The sequence below is a fragment of the Pseudoalteromonas sp. MM1 genome (assembly GCF_030296835.1).
GTDB lineage: Bacteria > Pseudomonadota > Gammaproteobacteria > Enterobacterales > Alteromonadaceae > Pseudoalteromonas.
On record NZ_AP027922.1, the window covers coordinates 1,899,709 to 1,916,906 of the forward strand.

The window sequence follows — 17,198 nt, forward strand, 5'->3', positions numbered from 1 at the left end:
AATTATTAACTCATAGCCATCATCATCGCCGATGGGTTTTCAAGATACGATTTCCACAAATTATTAAAGCGAGCTATGGTACCACCATCAATAACACGATGGTCGCCCGACCAACTTACTTGCATAATTGCTTTACTCACAACTTGACCGTTTTCATCAAAGCGCGGTAAGTGTTGTAACTTACCTAGCGCAACAATTGCAACCTCGGGCTTATTAATGATTGGGGTCGCAATAGTGCCACCAATTGCACCAATATTTGAAATGCTAATGGTGCCCCCTTTTAAGTCATCAGGTGCAACGCGCCCTTCCCGTGCGGCTTCTGTTAAGCTTGTTAAACTCTTAGCAAGGTCAACAATACTCTTTGTTTGGCACGATTTAATGTTAGGTACTAATAAACCCACTTTTGAATCTACCGCGACCCCAATATTATGATCGTCATAATAGGTAATCTCAGAGCAATCATCATTTACTTTAGAATTAAGCACTGGGTACTCTTTCATCGCAAGCGATAACGCTTTGATAAAAAATGGCATCATAGTGAGCTTTACACCTTGCGCTTTATACTGCTCTTTTAAGCTGGCACGCAGGGCAATTAATTGCGTTAAGTCTATCTCGTCACTAAAGGTAAAGTGAGGGATTGTAGAGACCGAGGCCACCATTTGCTTTGCCATAGCCGCTTTAATGCCTTTAATCGGCTCTACCCGCATGCCACCGCTTTGTGTTTGCGGCGATGGTAATTCTTTATTATTAGTAACGCTGCGTTTAGTAGTAGCGCTGCTAAGTGGTGATGTATCTATTGTGTTAGGCACCTCACCTTTAATAAATTCTTCTATGTCTTGCTTATAGATACGGCCATTTTTACCACTACCTGGTACACATGTTAAGTCAACATCTAACTCGCGTGCTTTTCGCCTTACAGCAGGTGAGGCAACCGCTTTTTTATTAACAATTTTATTTGCTGCTGTTTGTGGCGTTGCAACAGGTTTATCTGCCGCTTTGCTTTGAGCTTTTACAACGGCTTCGTTTACATCAACATTAGGTTTTGCTGAACTGCCAGCTATACTCATTTGAAATAATGGGCTGTGTACTTGAGCAATTTCCCCTTTTTGATAGTAAAGCTTTTGCACTGTACCTGTGTATTTAGCCGGAATTTGTACCAGTGCTTTGTCGGTCATTACATCACACACAGCCTGATCTTCTTGTATTTCATCGCCTTCGGCCACCAGCCAATCAACAATTTCACACTCAACAATCCCTTCACCTATATCCGGAAGAATAAAATCTTCTAAATGCTCTGACGATGCGCTGTCGATCTCTGTATTTTCTACTTGTTCTGTAGGAGCATCAGCGCTTTGGCTTTGCTCATCAGCTACATCCATAGCAAACAACGGCGCATGAACCTTCGCAATTTCTCCTTTTTGATAATACAATTTAGTGATTATGCCATCGTGCACAGCCGGTATTTGTACTAGGGCTTTATCGGTCATCACATCACAAATAGGTTGATCTTCTTTTACTTTGTCACCCTCTTGTATTAGCCATTCAACCACTTCGCACTCAACAATGCCTTCACCAATATCGGGTAATATAAAATCTTTAGCCATGGTATCCCCTAAAAATCCATTGATTGTTTAATTGCGGCCATTACTTTTAGCGCATCAGGCACATATTCTTTTTCGAGTGCTAATGGATAAGGTGTATCTAATCCACATACGCGCATAATAGGTGACTCAAGATGTAAAAAGCACTCCTGTTGAATAGTCGCCGCAATTTCAGCACCAAAGCCATTGGTAATAGGCGCTTCGTGGCTTATGACTAAACGTCCTGTTTTAGTGACCGATTTAGCAATTGTTTCAACATCCCAAGGTAAAATGCTTCTAAGGTCAATCACTTCACAACTAATGCCTTGTTCGTGGGCTTGTTTTGCCGAGTTTTCAACTATTTCCATTTGCGCGCCCCAAGCAAGTAAGGTTATATCTGTCCCTTCTTGTACTACTTCGGCTTTGCCAAGCTCAATGGTGTAATCATCCTCTGGTACTTCGCCGGTAGAAGCTCGGTATAAACGTTTAGGCTCAAAGAAAATAACGGGGTTATCGTCTTTTATACTTGCGCGTAGTAAGCCTTTTGCTTGATACGGGTTACGCGGCACTACTATTTTTAGTCCTGGTGTATGGGCAAAGTATGCCTCTGGCGATTGCGAGTGATATAAGCCCCCCGCAATACCGCCACCATAAGGTGTACGCACGGTGAGATTACCTACATTAAATTCGTTACCACTGCGGTATCTAAACTTGGCTGACTCATTAACTATTTGATCAAATGCCGGAAAAATATAATCCGCAAATTGTATTTCAGCCAGTGCTGGTGCGCCAAATGCGGCTAAACCATTGGCAAAACCTAAAATACCTTGCTCTGTAAGCGGTGTGTTAAATACGCGGTGTTTACCGTACTTTTCTTGCAAACCTGATGTCGCTCTAAAAACACCACCAAAATAGCCAACATCTTCACCAAAAATACACGCCTGTGGGTGCTCATTCATGGTGATATCGAGCGCAGAATTAATTGCGTGTAGCATGTTCATTTTAGCCATTACTTAATTCTCCCTGCGGTGATTGGGTATGCATCTGGGTGTTGCTTTATATGTGCTTTTAAATCGTTATATTGGCGAGTAAGCGAAGGGATTGGCGTATCGTAAACATCTGATATTAGCTCTTCAAGTGCAGGCTTTTGTACTTTTTCAGCGCGTTTGAGGGCGGCTAATATATCTTCGCGTATGGCCTCTTTTGCCTTAGCGTCATCTTCTTCGTTTAACCAATCTTGCTTAATTAACCATTTTTTAAATTTATCAATCGGGCACACTTTGTGATTGGCCTCTTCATCTTTTGAGCGGTAACCACTCGGATCGTCAGAGGTAGAATGGGCCCCTAATCTGTACGCTATTGACTCAATTAATACCGGCTCGCCCTGCGTTGCTGCAATTTCGCGAGCCTTTTGCGTTGCTGCAAACACAGCTAATGCATCTGAGCCATCAACTCGAATGGTTTTAATACCGTAGCCCACACCGCGAGAAGCAATGCCATCGCCTTTAAATTGCTCCTCAGCAGGCGTAGAAATCGCATAACCATTATTACGTGCAAAAAATATAACGGGTGCTTTGTGCACCGCAGCCATATTTAAACCTGCATGAAAGTCACCTTCAGATGCGGCGCCTTCACCAAAATAACAAATAGTTACATTATCTATGGTGCTGGCAAGCTCGCCGGTTTTAGCGTCAATGTGTTTTACTTTTTGCCCGTAGGCATAGCCTGTAGCTTGAGGAATCTGCGTACCGAGAGGCGATGATATGGTCATATAATTTAATTCTTTTGAACCATAATGAATCGGCATTTGACGCCCTTTCCCTAAATCTAATTCATTAGAAAACATCTGATTCATAAATTGATCAAGCGTAAATCCGCGATAATGCAAAGCGGCTTGCTCGCGGTATTGCGCCATAATCATGTCATTTTGATCAAGTGCAGCAGCTGAGGCCGTAACAGCGGCTTCTTCACCTAAACATTGCATATAAAAGCTTACGCGGCCTTGGCGTTGCGCCCCTTGCATACGCTCATCGAGTAGGCGAATAAAACGCATTGTTTCGTATAGTTTTAACGCTGTGTGTTTAGAAATAGTCGGTGCGGTAGCACTAGGATGAATGTCGCCTTCCTCAGTTAAAATACTAAGGGTTGGAATAGTTAGCGCATGACCATCTATAAATTCGAGGTCGTGGTTAATATTCAGCGATACGTTATTTGGATTACTCATAACCTACCTTCTCTTGTTGTCTGTGATACAGCACCCCTTTTAGATTTTTATTATGGGTGAGGCTTGCGAATAAACTTTGCAGCATCTGCGCTGTATTTAATTAAAGCTGCCACCACCTTACGTTAACGTAAGGTGTTATTCAATACGTGTAAGACGAAACAAAAGTAAAATAAGATTAAATAGTTGGAAAGTTAACTGTACGCATTTATTAAGTTAATAAAAACATACAGTTAAAAATATGGAGGTTGTGGTCTGATGAGTTGTATTAGACGAAATTACTATCTACTTGCATGGGAATAACAGTGAGTAATGCCCTTTGCCCAAGCGCTACGTGCGCATTAGGAAAGATAATCGCTTCCCCTTCAACATCAGCATAATAAGGTGTATCGCCGTCTGTTGCTAACAGCTCACCTTTTGCAAACCCTGTGAAATTTTCTGCATCATCAGAAAACGGAAAACTAAAGTCCTGCTGCGTTCTATTAATTGTACGATGTACGGCAAACAGCTCAAAGTCACTTGCATTAAATTGAGGGTATTGAACTTCTTTTTGGCTAATTAATGCAGTTAGCGTTTGCTTAGTTTTTGCAAAGCGAGTCATGTCGTTTTCACCAAACGGTTTAACTTGACCCAGTTCAACGGTAAATGAATCAGCGCCATGAACAAACGAAGAATAGTAACTGAATGTGGTTGCAGCCGATTTCATCATCAATACAGTATTTACACCGCAGCTAAGTAAAAATTGTAACTGCGATTTTTTCCATGGTTTACCATGAAGATAAGGATACACAGCAAATTTTTCATTTTTTGAGCCACGTATAGCAGTATGTAAATCATAATGGTAACGCGCACTGCCTTGCTCACCCCGTGCAAAAAAATCGGTAACATACTGTTCTAGTTTTGCTGCTCGTACACGCTCGTCATTCATTGGCACACCTTCAACAGTGTGATGGCCGTTAAATAAACGGTTTAGGTTTTCTTCTACAAAACGCAGGCCAATATTTATTGATTTTGGGTTACCAAATATAAAAAGCACTCGCTGATTTAAATCGAGCTCACCTTTTATTGTGGCTTTTATTAGCTCGTCACATATTTCTATAGGTGCGGTTTCGTTACCGTGTACAGCGCTTGAGAGTACGACATCTTTTGTTGTTGTAAGGTGAGGTTGAAATTCAATAACACCAGTATCGTGAACGGTTACGCGCGTGCCATTTTGTAAAGTAAATTCACTTGCCTCTAAATGCCATTCATTGTTGCGACTGAGTGTTAAAAAATCACCAGTATTTTTTAAATCATTTAAATAATTTGGTTTGGCTAACATGATAAGCCCTTTTATAGTGTGAGAGATACAAACAAAAACGGCTGAATAAATCAGCCGCTTTTGAATAGTGTAAGCCGTATTAGCTAATTACTGAATCAACTAATTGTTTAGCTTCTTTTTCTAGTAGTGCTAAATGCGCTTCACCTTTGAATGACTCAAGATAAATTTTATAAATATCTTCAGTGCCAGAAGGACGTGCGGCAAACCAGCCATTTTCAGTCACTACTTTTAAGCCGCCAATGGCCGCATCATTACCTGGGGCATGAGTTAGCTTTTGTAAAATAGGCTCGCCAGCTAATGTATCGGCTTTTACATCGCTTGCGCTTAGCGCTTTTAAACGTGACTTTTGTGCACTCGTCGCAGGGGCATCTAAACGCTTGTATAACGGAGAGCCAAACTCTTGCTCTAACTCTTTATAAAGCGCTGATGGTGTTTTACCGGTTACTGCGAGTATTTCAGCTGCAAGTAGACCCATGATGAAGCCGTCTTTGTCGGTACACCAAACACTGCCATCAAAACGTAAAAACGCAGCACCAGCACTTTCTTCACCACCAAAGGCAAGCTTGCCTTTGTTTAGCCCCTCTACAAACCATTTAAAGCCAACCGGCACTTCTTTAACTTTACGCTCATTACGTGCCACTACGCGGTCAATCATAGAGCTAGAAACCAGTGTTTTACCAATTTCTACACTGCTGTCCCAGTCGCGGTGTTTTAATAAATAATCAATCGCTACAGCTAAAAAGTGATTTGGGTTCATTAACCCATCTGGTGTAACAATACCATGGCGGTCGTAATCTGGGTCGTTGCCAATAGCAATATCAAAGTCGTCTTTCAATTTAATTAAATTAGCCATTGAGTAAGGCGATGAGCAATCCATACGGATTTTGCCATCTTTATCAAGTGGCATAAATGCAAAACGCGGATCAACACTGTCGTTTACTACGGTTAAATCTAAATTATATTTTTGCGCTATTAACGGCCAAAAGTTAATACCAGAGCCACCAAGCGGGTCAATACCTACTTTTATACATGCATCGCTAACGGCTTTTAAATTAACGATATTTTCTAAGTCGTTAATATATGGCGTCATTAGGTCTTCGTATTTAATAAACCCTGAACGCGATGCTTTAGCAAATGGAAACAGCTCAACTTCGACTAAATCTTCTAATAGTAATTGATTTGCTCTGTCTTCAATCCATTTAGTTACGTCGGTGTCTGCTGGGCCGCCGTTAGGTGGATTGTATTTAAAGCCACCGTCTTCTGGTGGGTTATGTGAAGGCGTTACCACAATGCCATCGGCTAATTCATTCGGGTTTAATTTGTTATGGCAAACAATAGCATGGCTAATGACAGGAGTTGGCGTGTAATCGTGATTTTGCTGAGTGATTACTTGCACCTCATTGGCCACTAATACTTCTATGGCAGAGTTAAAAGCAGCTTCACTTAACGCATGCGTATCTTTACCTAAAAAAAGCGGACCAAAAATGTCGTTTTGCTTTCGGTAGTCACATATAGCTTGTGTAATGGCTAAAATATGAGATTCGTTAAACTTAACATCGTAAGAGCAACCACGGTGACCCGACGTACCAAAAGCAACACAATGCTCTGGGTTTTGCTCTAAGTCTGGCTCATTTAAGTAATAAGCCGATACCAGTTTTGGTACGTTAACTAAAGTTGAATGTGGCGCAGTTTTCCCAGCACCTGAATGAATAGCCATGTGTATTTCCTTACAAGTAATCGCGAATTTCTTCTGCTTGCTCTGCTGAATAACCTAAGCACAGCGCAACCTCGTGTAGCATCATTTTTTTACGTGTCGTGTTCGAATTCGTCATCACCCAGTACTCACTGTCGGTAATGTTTTTAGGGTTCATACTACTGCCGCTATTAACTAAGTCTTCTTTGCTGGTTGCAAAGTAAACGCGGTCGCGCCCTTTTATATCAAGCACAGCACTAAACTCTTTTTTATGCGTTCTATAAAAAGCACTTAAAATAAATAAAAACCTGCCAACAACCCCTTTTTGCATTGCTAGTTCTTCTTTATTTAGAATATTAAATACATTAGCGTTTGTTTGCTTCACGGGTGTGACAACCTCTTGCTCTTGGCTGTCGTTAGTAGCTGGCGTGTCATCAAGTGGGGCTTGAGTCGCTGTTTGGTTGTTTTGATTGTTCTTAGCAACGGGAGTGTTGTCATCACCGTTTAGATTTAATAAACGACGTAAAATAGTGGATGCGCTTTCGCCAATACTTTGAGTATTGCTAGCAATATACTGATATAACTCGTCGTCTATGTCGATTTGTTTCATGTTGTTCCTGTCATTACGGGCCACATTTTTTCTTTCCCCGTGATTATACCCAAACCAAATATAAATGCGAGTTACAACAAGCACTCGCACAAACATAACCTTTAAACGCGCTAATAAAGGTGTGTTGATTATTTGCTTATAAACCCAATGTAGTAATTAACAGCTATTGAAATTAATAAAGCGATTACTACCAATATTTTTATCTCCATTAGGCTGGTAACACCAAATAGGCCACAACTGGTGTAAAAACAAACGATGTTACCCCATAAAAAGCGCGTGCAGAGTAGTTAACCGTTATATCTTTTGCTTTTTAGGGCAATGCTCGGCAAACTAAGCCAAAATTTTAGGAGGCGGTCATGCTATTAAACTATAAACAATACGGTGAAGGTCCGGATGTAGTGGTCATTCATGGTTTATTTGGCTCTTTAGAAAATCTAAATGTTATTGCAAAACCATTGAGCGAGCACTTTAGGGTCACTAATGTGGATTTGCGAAACCATGGCGCTTCACCGCACAGTAATGAAATGAACTACCCTGCAATGGCCGCAGATATTGTTGAGCTAATGAACACGTTAAATATTAACAATGCGCACCTGATTGGCCACTCAATGGGCGGTAAAGTGGCGATGGAAGTGGCGCTAATGCATAGCCAAAAAGTAAATAAGCTGGTGGTACTTGATATTGCCCCTGTGAGTTACCCTGCACGCCACACACACATTATTAATGCACTAAAAAAAGTGTCAACTAGCCAGATTACTGATAGAAAACAAGCTGATGCTATTATGAGCGAGTACATTAATGAACTAGGTGTTAGGCAGTTTTTACTAAAAAGCTTAGCTAAAAATGAAGCTGGCGAGTACAGATGGCGCTTTAATTTAGATGTACTTGATGAAAAATATTCTACAATCACCGCCAATATTAATGAAAACAATTCTTGTTTGTGCGATACTTTGTTTATCAAAGGGAATGATTCTGATTACATACTGCCAGAATACCGCGATGAAATAACAAAGCGCTTTAAAAATACACGAGCAAAAATTATCCACGGTGCAGGACATTGGCTTCATGCACAAAAACCCGCTGCAGTTAATAAAGCAATAAGTGACTTTTTAACAGGGCTTTAATGCAATTTTAATCATGTGTTTTTGGTTATCCGTACTAAATTAATGCATATTTATATGCTATAGTACGCGCCGTTTAATTTAAAGGTTATACGTTGATGGTCAGTCAGTTTATTAACGAATTTGATACCCTAGGGTTGTACTTTGGCTTAGCCGGTATTTTTGTATTCATCGGCCTGGCAATCAAAGACGTACTTAATAGTGGTAATGTACCTAAGTTTGGCCGCTACATTGTGTGGGGCGTCCTCTTTTTAGGCTGTTCTGGCTTTATTGCAAAAGGGCTTATACAAGTTTTTTGGCAAGGTGCAGGTGTAGGTTAGGCATGGCAAAGTCAGAAACAGATAGAACAACTCCCGATTTATTTGAATACGAAAAGCGCCCAGGCAGGCCTAAAACGAACCCTTTACCAAGGGATATGCAGTTAAAGGTTAATAAACGTAATCAAATAAAACGAGATAAAGCACGCGGTTTAAAGCGTGTAGAATTTAAAGTTTCATCACAGTTATATCAGGCACTGAGTGATATGGCAGATGCACAAAATATTAGCCGTAGTGCGCTGATTGAAACAATTTTACAAGAAAGATTGGCTATTGATAGATAAAAGGTTTGAAGTCCATGGCAAGTGTAGGCATTTTTTTCGGAAGTGACACAGGTAATACAGAACACGTAGCAAAAATGATCCAAAAAGAATTGGGTAAAAAGCTTGTGGCTGTACACGACATTGCAAAAAGCTCTAAAGAAGAGATTGCAGAGTTTGATTTGATCTTATTTGGTATTCCTACTTGGTACTACGGTGAAGCACAATGTGATTGGGATGACTTTTTCCCTGAGCTTGAGGAAGTAGACTTTGAAGGTAAGCTAGTGGCTATTTTTGGTTGTGGTGACCAAGAAGACTACGCAGAATACTTTTTAGACGCTATGGGTATGATCAACGATATCGTTACCGAGCGCGGTGCTATTGTGGTTGGTCACTGGTCAACTGAAGGCTACGACTTTGAAGCGTCTAAAGGAATGGCTGATGACACCCACTTTGTCGGTTTAGGCATTGATGAAGACCGCCAGCCAGAACTGACAGAGCAACGTGTTAAAGCATGGTGCGCACAAGTATATGATGAAATGTGCTTAAGCGAACTAGCAGACTAACCTCCCCCCTTTTATCGCTAACTGTTTAAATAATTATCAAACAGTTAGCGACTTTAGAATTAATAGCAAATTTGATCAATTGTTCTTTGCACTCAGTGCTTAGGCGCGTTATCCTTATTATTGCTAATGTGTCGTGTGCATCTGTAAGAGATGTCTAGTATAACCAAACAAATTTGAGACAGATTTAATGACTGATCATAACTTGGAACTTAAAAAAGCCGGTTTAAAAGTAACTTTACCGCGTATAAAAATTTTAGAAATTCTACAATCTCCAGAAAACCAACACATCAGCGCTGAAGATGTATATAAAATTCTTTTAGATCTAGGTGAAGAAATTGGTCTTGCAACTGTTTACCGCGTTCTAAACCAATTTGATGACGCCGGTATTGTTAGCCGTCACCACTTTGAGGGCGGAAAATCAGTATTCGAACTTTCTGGCAGTACTCACCATGACCACCTTGTGTGTTTAAAATGCGGTAAGGTTGTTGAATTTGAAGATGACTTAATTGAACGTCGCCAGTTAGAAATAGCCGAAGAAAACGGAATTACACTAACTAACCACTCGCTATATTTATATGGTGAGTGTCAGGACAAGGTAGCGTGTAAAGCGTTTAGCGATTCAAATAGCTAACATCAGCGCTTTATGAGTTATAAAAAACCTGCTGTTGCAGGTTTTTTTGTGTTTGAAAATAAAACATTTAAGCTATGTTAAATACCAATTTGCAATAATGATATATTATGCAAATTGGTATTTTAAAGCGTTACTGCTTCTCGATTTTTGCCCAAGAGTCTCTAAGACCAACCGTTTGGTTAAATACTAAATTTTCTGACTTAGTATCACGTGAGAAATAGCCGGTACGCTCAAACTGAAAACCTTGTGCAGGTTCGGCTTTAGCAAGCGATGCTTCTAGTTTTGCATTTTCTAATACAACTAACGAATCAGGGTTTAAAGTAGATTCGAACTCTTCAGCCGCAGCTGGGTTTGGCACATTAAATAAACGGTCATACAATCTAACTTCTGCATTAACCGATTCAGGTGCTGAAACCCAATGAATAACCCCTTTTACTTTACGACCGTCACTTGGGTTTTTACCTAAAGTTTCGCTGTCGTAAGTACAGTAGATAGTGGTAATTTCACCCTTTTCATCTTTTTCTACACGCTGAGCTTTAATTACATAAGCACCGCGCAAGCGTACTTCTTTATCTAGTACTAAGCGTTTAAATTTATTATTCGCTTCTTCGCGGAAATCTTCACGCTCAATGAAAAGCTCACGAGTAAACGGTACTTCACGACGCCCCATTTCTTCTTTATTAGGGTGATTAGCTACCGACAATGTTTCTACTTTATCAGCTTCATAGTTTTCAATTACCACTTTAACTGGATCGAGTACTGCCATTGCACGTGGCGCGTTTTCATTTAAGTCTTCACGAATACATGCTTCAAGCATGCCCATTTCAACCATGTTCTCTTGCTTAGTCACACCTATACGTAAACAAAACTCACGAATAGAAGCCGGTGTATAACCCCGGCGACGAAGACCCGCAATCGTTGGCATGCGTGGATCATCCCACCCTTCTACATAGTTATTCACAACTAAATCGTTTAGCTTACGCTTAGACATAATTGTGTATTCAAGATTCAAGCGCGAAAATTCAATTTGCTGTGGGTGGCATTCAAGGCTGATGTTATCAAGTACCCAGTCGTATAAACGTCGGTTATCTTGAAATTCAAGTGTACACAATGAATGGGTTATGCCCTCAAGTGCATCAGAAATACAGTGTGTGAAGTCGTACATTGGGTAAATGCACCACTTGTCACCTGTTTGGTGGTGATGTGCAAAACGAACACGATAAATAATTGGATCGCGCAGCACCATAAATGAGCTTGCCATATCAATTTTAGCGCGCAGAACACACTCACCTTCTTTGAATTCACCCGCGCGCATTTTTTCAAATAAGGCGAGGTTTTCTTCCACCGAGGTGTCTCTGTATGGGCTATTTTTACCAGGTTCTTTTAACGTACCGCGATACTCGCGAGCTTGATCGGCCGTTAAAAAACAAACATACGCTAAGCCTTTTTCAATAAGCTCTACTGCATAACCGTATAGGGTATCAAAGTAGTTTGACGAATATTTTATCTCACCACTCCAGTTGAAGCCTAACCACTGTACGTCTTCTTTGATTGAATTAACGTAGTTAATATCTTCTTTTTCTGGGTTTGTATCATCAAAACGTAGGTTACATAAACCATCGTAATCTTTTGCAATGCCAAAATTCAAACAAATTGATTTTGCATGGCCAATATGTAAAAAGCCATTTGGTTCAGGTGGAAAACGTGTATGCGTAGTTGCATGTTTGCCACTTGCTAAATCTTCATCAATTCGAGTTCTTATAAAGTTACTTGGGCGATTCTCAATTTCCGCCATAGGAGTGCGATCCTCTGAATATTCGTGATAACAAAACTAATGCATTATTACAAAAACAAACACTAACATACAGCACTAGATGCGCCTTTATTCTAGTTATTATTACAATGGTGCATTAGTTTATTACTTAAATTTGTTTTAGCGCAATATTTGAGTCATCAAAGGCATTTATAGTACCTAAACTTAAGCTCCTTTAAAGGATTCAAAGATGGCCAGTTCTACACAACACAGAGTTTATATACCAACAAATGCGCGAGCTAATCACTATTTACTCGCTGAAATTACACCCACAGATGACTTTTATGCTAGTTTTAGCGATATCGATAGTTGCTATGCCCGTATTGCTAAGCAACTATTTGCAAGCTGTGATGAATATGAGCTACACAATGTACACTTACTCGCTAACGACAAATTACCCGTTGTTAGATTTCATGATGAGTCGTATCAATTAGAAACAGCAAAGCAAATGTTGTTTTTTTACAACCCGCGTTACCACGAGGCGCACAAACTGCACTACACCCCTACTTTTAGAAGTAAAAAAATTCGCTTGTTATTTTTAGCTACCGGTGATGATTTACGCGCAAGCTCGGCACAGTTTCACAGCAAAGTGCAAAAAGTGTTAGATAATTTACAAACACAACTATTTGTTGAACAACCCCAGTTTAAGCTTCGCGATCATCAGCATTTAACCTATGATTTATTTGCCAAGAGCAAGGGCTACAATCAGAGTTACGGCTACAAACTTAGAAGCCTGTACCCTCGTTATTTAGCTCGACAATGTAAAATACCTGCCGAGCATGCAGAAATGACCTATGCAACGTTTTCTATACCGGTTTCACGTGGCATAAAAACGCAATTTCAAAGCCTAATAAATAAAAATAATTACACTGAGTTATATAACTACTTTGCCCAATCATTTAAAGGGTGCTGCGAGCGATACGATTTATCTCACAGCGCTATGGTTGCTAATGGCGCAAGGCCCATAGTACGTAATAGCCAAATAGATAAAAATGATGGGAATACAGAATTACAAAAAATAAGTTTTGATGTTAATGGCGCAGCAACGCAAATACATATTTTTTTCAATGCTGAAAAGTTAGTTGAGTCACTACATTTTGTGATAGTTGCTACCCATAAAGATAAGCATGAAATGGGCTATGGCCGTTTTATGAATCAAGTAGAAAAAACAATACATGCTATGTGCTCAGAGCTTGCAATAAATAAAGAACGGCAAGATTTATCAGTACGGTTTTTTCAACACATTAGTTACCCGTACTAATTTTTTAACTAATAATAAAAAGGCTCGCAAATGCGAGCCTTTTTTAAAGATTAAGCAAACTGATTACCAGCCTGTTTTCTCTTTAAGTGCTTTACCGATATCAGCAAGTGAACGTACAGTTTGTACGCCAGCAGCTTCTAAAGCAGCAAATTTCTCATCAGCAGTACCTTTACCGCCTGCGATGATTGCGCCAGCGTGACCCATACGCTTACCTTCTGGTGCAGTTACACCAGCAATGTAAGAAACAACAGGCTTAGTTACGTTAGCTTTAATGTACTCTGCAGCTTCTTCTTCTGCAGTACCACCAATTTCACCAATCATCACGATTGCTTCAGTTTGTGGATCTTTTTCGAACATTTCTAGAACGTCGATAAAGTTAGTACCTGGGATTGGGTCGCCACCAATACCAACACACGTAGACTGACCAAAACCAGCGTCTGTAGTTTGCTTAACTGCTTCGTACGTTAAAGTACCAGAGCGAGAAACAATACCTACTTTACCAGGTTTGTGGATGTGACCAGGCATGATACCAATCTTAGTCTCGCCCGGAGTGATAACACCTGGACAGTTAGGACCGATCATACGAACACCAGAGTTATCTAGCTTAACTTTAACGTCAACCATGTCTAGTGTTGGGATACCTTCAGTGATACAAACAATTAGCTCGATGCCCGCATCGATAGCTTCTAAGATTGCATCTTTACAGAACGGTGCTGGTACGTAGATAACTGACGCTGTTGCGCCTGTTTCTTTAACTGCATCGCGTACTGTGTTGAATACTGGAAGACCAAGGTGCGTTTGACCGCCTTTACCTGGGCTTACACCACCAACCATTTGTGTACCGTACTCAAGCGCTTGCTCAGAGTGGAAAGTACCTTGGCCACCAGTGAAACCTTGACAGATAACTTTTGTATCTTTATTGATTAATACAGACATTATTTGCCCTCCGCAGCAGCTACAACTTTCTCAGCAGCGTCTGTTAGTGATTCAGCAGCGATGATATCTAGGCCAGAGTTCTTAAGAACGTCACGACCTAATTCAGCGTTAGTACCTTCTAAACGTACAACTACAGGTACGTTTACACCTACTTCTTTAACTGCGCCAATGATACCTTCAGCAATCATGTCACAACGTACGATACCACCAAAGATGTTAACTAAAACAGCTTTTACGTTATCGTCAGAAAGGATGATTTTGAATGCTTCAGAAACACGCTCTTTAGTTGCGCCGCCACCAACATCTAGGAAGTTAGCTGGCTTACCGCCGTGTAGGTTTACGATGTCCATAGTACCCATCGCAAGGCCTGCACCGTTAACCATACAACCTACGTTACCGTCTAATGCTACGTAGTTAAGCTCGAAGCTTGCTGCGTGTGCTTCACGAGCATCTTCTTGAGATGGATCGTGCATTTCACGGATTTTTGGTTGACGGTAAAGTGCATTACCATCGATACCGATTTTGCCGTCAAGACAGTGAAGGTTACCTTCGTCTGTGATTACTAACGGGTTGATTTCAAGAAGTGCGAAATCAAAATCGTTGAACATGTTGCCAAGACCCATAAAGATCTTAACGAACTGCTTCATTTGCGTAGGGTTAAGACCCAGTTTAAAACCTAACTCACGTGCTTGGTAAGCTTGAGGACCCACTAATGGATCGATCTCTGCTTTGTGGATAAGCTCTGGAGTTTCTTCAGCAACAGTTTCAATTTCAACACCGCCTTCAGTAGACGCCATGAAAACAACTTTGCGAGAAGCACGGTCAACAACTGCACCTAAGTACAATTCGTTAGCGATATCTGTACAGCTTTCTACTAAAATTTTAGCAACAGGCTGACCATTTTCGTCTGTTTGGTAAGTAACTAAGTTTTTACCTAACCAGTTAGCAGCGAATTCTTTTACTTCTTCGATTGTTTTAACTAGCTTAACACCGCCAGCTTTACCACGGCCACCTGCGTGAACCTGAGTTTTAACAACCCACATATCACCGCCAATTTTTTCGGCAGCTGCTGCAGCTTCTTCAGGTGTATCGCAAGCGAAACCTTGAGAAACTGGTAAACCATATTCGGCAAAAAGTTGTTTTGCCTGATACTCATGCAAATTCATGATGCTTTATCCAATTTTTTATACTAAAAGAGCTGAATATTTATGCAAATAAACAGCTATCCCAAATTGCGCACCTAGTATAGATCCCAAGGCTTAACATGAAAACCCCAGTAAGACCAAAGGCGCAAAAAAAAAGCTGTGAATTGTCATTCACAGCTTATATTTCATACTACTCGATTAAACATCCAGTAATAAGCGAGTTGGATCTTCAAGTAACTCTTTAATAGTCACTAGGAAACCAACCGATTCTTTACCATCAATTTGGCGGTGATCGTAAGATAGCGCCAAATACATCATTGGAAGAATTTCAACTTTACCATTTACAGCCATAGGACGCTCTTGGATTTTGTGCATACCCAAAATTGATGACTGAGGTAAGTTAATGATAGGTGTAGAAAGTAACGAACCAAATACACCACCATTAGTAATGGTAAAGTTACCACCTGTCATATCGTCAAGTGTTAGTTTACCGTCACGGCCTTTAAGCGCTAATTCACGAATACCTTTTTCAATTTCTGCAACAGATAACTTGTCACAATCTTTAAGTACTGGTGTAACTAAACCACGTGGTGTAGATACAGCGATGCTGATATCAAAGTAGTTGTGATAAACAATATCATCGCCATCAATTGATGCATTTACTTCAGGGAAACGCTTAAGTGCTTCAGTTACTGCCTTCACGTAGAAAGACATAAAGCCTAAACGGATACCGTGGCGCTTTTCAAATACTTCTTGGTACTGCTTACGAAGGTCCATGATAGGTTTCATGTTTACTTCGTTAAACGTTGTTAACATTGCTGTTGAGTTTTTCGCTTCTAATAAACGATTAGCAATGGTTTTACGTAAACGCGTCATTGGTACACGTTTTTGTGTACGGTCACCCATAGGTGCAGCAGGCGCTGAAGTATCTTCTTTTTTAGCCGCTGGAGCAGGCGCTTTTAAGAAAGTATCAACGTCTTCTTTAGTTACACGGCCGTTTTTACCTGTGCCTTTAATTTTAGACGCATCAAGGCCTTTTTCAGCGATTAAGCGACGTACAGACGGCGTTAACACATCTGAGCTATCGTTAGACTCACTTGCAGCCGGCGCTTCTTCTGCTTTAGCTGCAGGTGCCGCTGGCGCGCCGCCCGCTTTTACGTTACCAATAACTTGTTCACCAAGTACAGTATCGCCTTCAGCGTTTAGTTGCTCGCCCATGATACCGTCTTCTTGAGCTACTACTTCAAGAACAACTTTATCAGTTTCAATATCTACCAAATTTTGGTCGCGTGTTACCGCTTCACCTGGTTGTACATGCCATGTAGCAATTGTTGCGTCTGCAACTGATTCTGGAAGTACAGGTACTTTAATGTCCACTTCTTTACCTTCTGATGCTGGAGCTGATTGCGCCGCTGGCGCGTCTTCTGATTTTTCAGGTGCGGCTTGTTCTTTAGCCGGAGCACTGTCACTTGCTGGTGCTGCATCAGCATCACCAAGTAAACCGATAACTTGGTCGCCAAGTACCGTTGCACCTTCTTCTTGTGATATTTCTGTAATTACACCATCATTTTGTGCAACTACTTCTAAAACCACTTTATCTGTTTCAATGTCTACTAAGTTTTGGTCACGGCTTACTTTGTCGCCTACACTTACATGCCATGTAGCAACGGTAGCATCTGCAACCGACTCAGGAAGAACAGGAACTTTAATTTCTGTGCTCATT

At 40.7% G+C, this 17,198-nt stretch carries 16 protein-coding genes; 6 read left to right on the top strand and 10 right to left on the bottom strand.

Annotated features, from left to right (window positions below; translation table 11 throughout):
- Nucleotides 1-5: 5 nt before the first annotated feature.
- The 6 genes from QUE46_RS08620 to seqA form a co-directional block, all read right to left on the bottom strand.
- On the bottom strand, nucleotides 6-1,604 hold the full coding sequence (locus QUE46_RS08620; RefSeq protein WP_286244435.1) for a dihydrolipoyllysine-residue acetyltransferase: 1,599 nt from the start codon (nucleotides 1,602-1,604) through the stop codon (nucleotides 6-8).
- 8 nt (nucleotides 1,605-1,612) lie between these two features.
- Nucleotides 1,613-2,590, bottom strand: coding sequence for an alpha-ketoacid dehydrogenase subunit beta (locus tag QUE46_RS08625; protein WP_286244436.1), 978 nt, complete (start codon nucleotides 2,588-2,590; stop codon nucleotides 1,613-1,615).
- Nucleotides 2,590-3,804 carry a thiamine pyrophosphate-dependent dehydrogenase E1 component subunit alpha gene (locus QUE46_RS08630; RefSeq protein ID WP_286244437.1) on the bottom strand — a complete coding sequence of 405 codons (1,215 nt, stop codon included), beginning with the start codon at nucleotides 3,802-3,804 and terminating at the stop codon, nucleotides 2,590-2,592. The genes QUE46_RS08625 and QUE46_RS08630 overlap by 1 nt, the downstream gene beginning before the upstream one ends.
- Before the next feature lie 265 nt (nucleotides 3,805-4,069).
- Nucleotides 4,070-5,122, bottom strand: a complete 1,053-nt coding sequence (gene astE / locus QUE46_RS08635) for a succinylglutamate desuccinylase (RefSeq protein ID WP_286244438.1) — start codon at nucleotides 5,120-5,122, stop codon at nucleotides 4,070-4,072.
- Nucleotides 5,123-5,201: 79 nt separating this feature from the next.
- On the bottom strand, nucleotides 5,202-6,839 hold the full coding sequence (pgm, locus tag QUE46_RS08640; protein ID WP_286244439.1) for a phosphoglucomutase (alpha-D-glucose-1,6-bisphosphate-dependent): 1,638 nt from the start codon (nucleotides 6,837-6,839) through the stop codon (nucleotides 5,202-5,204).
- Between the two features lie 10 nt (nucleotides 6,840-6,849).
- Nucleotides 6,850-7,425 (bottom strand): replication initiation negative regulator SeqA, encoded by a 576-nt coding sequence (gene seqA / locus QUE46_RS08645; RefSeq protein ID WP_024033550.1) that lies wholly within the window; start codon nucleotides 7,423-7,425, stop codon nucleotides 6,850-6,852.
- Nucleotides 7,426-7,781: 356 nt separating this feature from the next.
- Between seqA and QUE46_RS08650 the strand changes: the two genes are divergently transcribed.
- The 5 genes from QUE46_RS08650 (at nucleotide 7,782) to fur (ending at nucleotide 10,320) form a co-directional block, all read left to right on the top strand.
- Entirely contained in the window at nucleotides 7,782-8,549 is a 768-nt protein-coding gene (locus tag QUE46_RS08650) for an alpha/beta fold hydrolase (RefSeq protein WP_286244440.1), read from the top strand.
- A gap of 95 nt (nucleotides 8,550-8,644) precedes the next feature.
- Nucleotides 8,645-8,866, top strand: a complete 222-nt coding sequence (locus tag QUE46_RS08655; RefSeq protein ID WP_004586672.1) for a DUF2788 domain-containing protein — start codon at nucleotides 8,645-8,647, stop codon at nucleotides 8,864-8,866.
- Between the two features lie 2 nt (nucleotides 8,867-8,868).
- Nucleotides 8,869-9,147, top strand: a complete 279-nt coding sequence (gene ybfE / locus QUE46_RS08660) for a LexA regulated protein (RefSeq protein ID WP_004586673.1) — start codon at nucleotides 8,869-8,871, stop codon at nucleotides 9,145-9,147.
- Nucleotides 9,148-9,161: 14 nt separating this feature from the next.
- Complete coding sequence (gene fldA, locus QUE46_RS08665) at nucleotides 9,162-9,689, top strand: flavodoxin FldA (protein WP_138541142.1); 528 nt, start codon at nucleotides 9,162-9,164, stop codon at nucleotides 9,687-9,689.
- A gap of 187 nt (nucleotides 9,690-9,876) precedes the next feature.
- Nucleotides 9,877-10,320, top strand: a complete 444-nt coding sequence (gene fur / locus QUE46_RS08670) for a ferric iron uptake transcriptional regulator (protein WP_286244443.1) — start codon at nucleotides 9,877-9,879, stop codon at nucleotides 10,318-10,320.
- Nucleotides 10,321-10,450: 130 nt separating this feature from the next.
- Here fur and glnS read toward each other — a convergent pair whose 3' ends face one another.
- The gene (glnS, locus tag QUE46_RS08675) at nucleotides 10,451-12,115 is read right to left on the bottom strand and encodes a glutamine--tRNA ligase (protein WP_286244444.1); all 1,665 of its coding nucleotides are present in this window, start codon (nucleotides 12,113-12,115) and stop codon (nucleotides 10,451-10,453) included.
- A gap of 208 nt (nucleotides 12,116-12,323) precedes the next feature.
- Between glnS and QUE46_RS08680 the strand changes: the two genes are divergently transcribed.
- Nucleotides 12,324-13,394: a DUF3083 family protein gene (locus QUE46_RS08680; protein WP_286244445.1), complete on the top strand. Its 1,071-nt coding sequence runs from the start codon at nucleotides 12,324-12,326 to the stop codon at nucleotides 13,392-13,394.
- 63 nt (nucleotides 13,395-13,457) lie between these two features.
- Here the strand turns inward: QUE46_RS08680 and sucD are convergent, their stop codons facing one another.
- From sucD to odhB, 3 genes are all read right to left on the bottom strand, one after another.
- Nucleotides 13,458-14,330: a succinate--CoA ligase subunit alpha gene (sucD, locus tag QUE46_RS08685; RefSeq protein ID WP_004586678.1), complete on the bottom strand. Its 873-nt coding sequence runs from the start codon at nucleotides 14,328-14,330 to the stop codon at nucleotides 13,458-13,460.
- Entirely contained in the window at nucleotides 14,330-15,496 is a 1,167-nt protein-coding gene (gene sucC, locus QUE46_RS08690; protein ID WP_004586679.1) for an ADP-forming succinate--CoA ligase subunit beta, read from the bottom strand. The genes sucD and sucC overlap by 1 nt, the downstream gene beginning before the upstream one ends.
- 177 nt (nucleotides 15,497-15,673) lie before the next feature.
- Nucleotides 15,674-17,197: a 2-oxoglutarate dehydrogenase complex dihydrolipoyllysine-residue succinyltransferase gene (gene odhB, locus QUE46_RS08695; protein ID WP_286244446.1), complete on the bottom strand. Its 1,524-nt coding sequence runs from the start codon at nucleotides 17,195-17,197 to the stop codon at nucleotides 15,674-15,676.
- Nucleotide 17,198 lies beyond the last annotated feature (1 nt).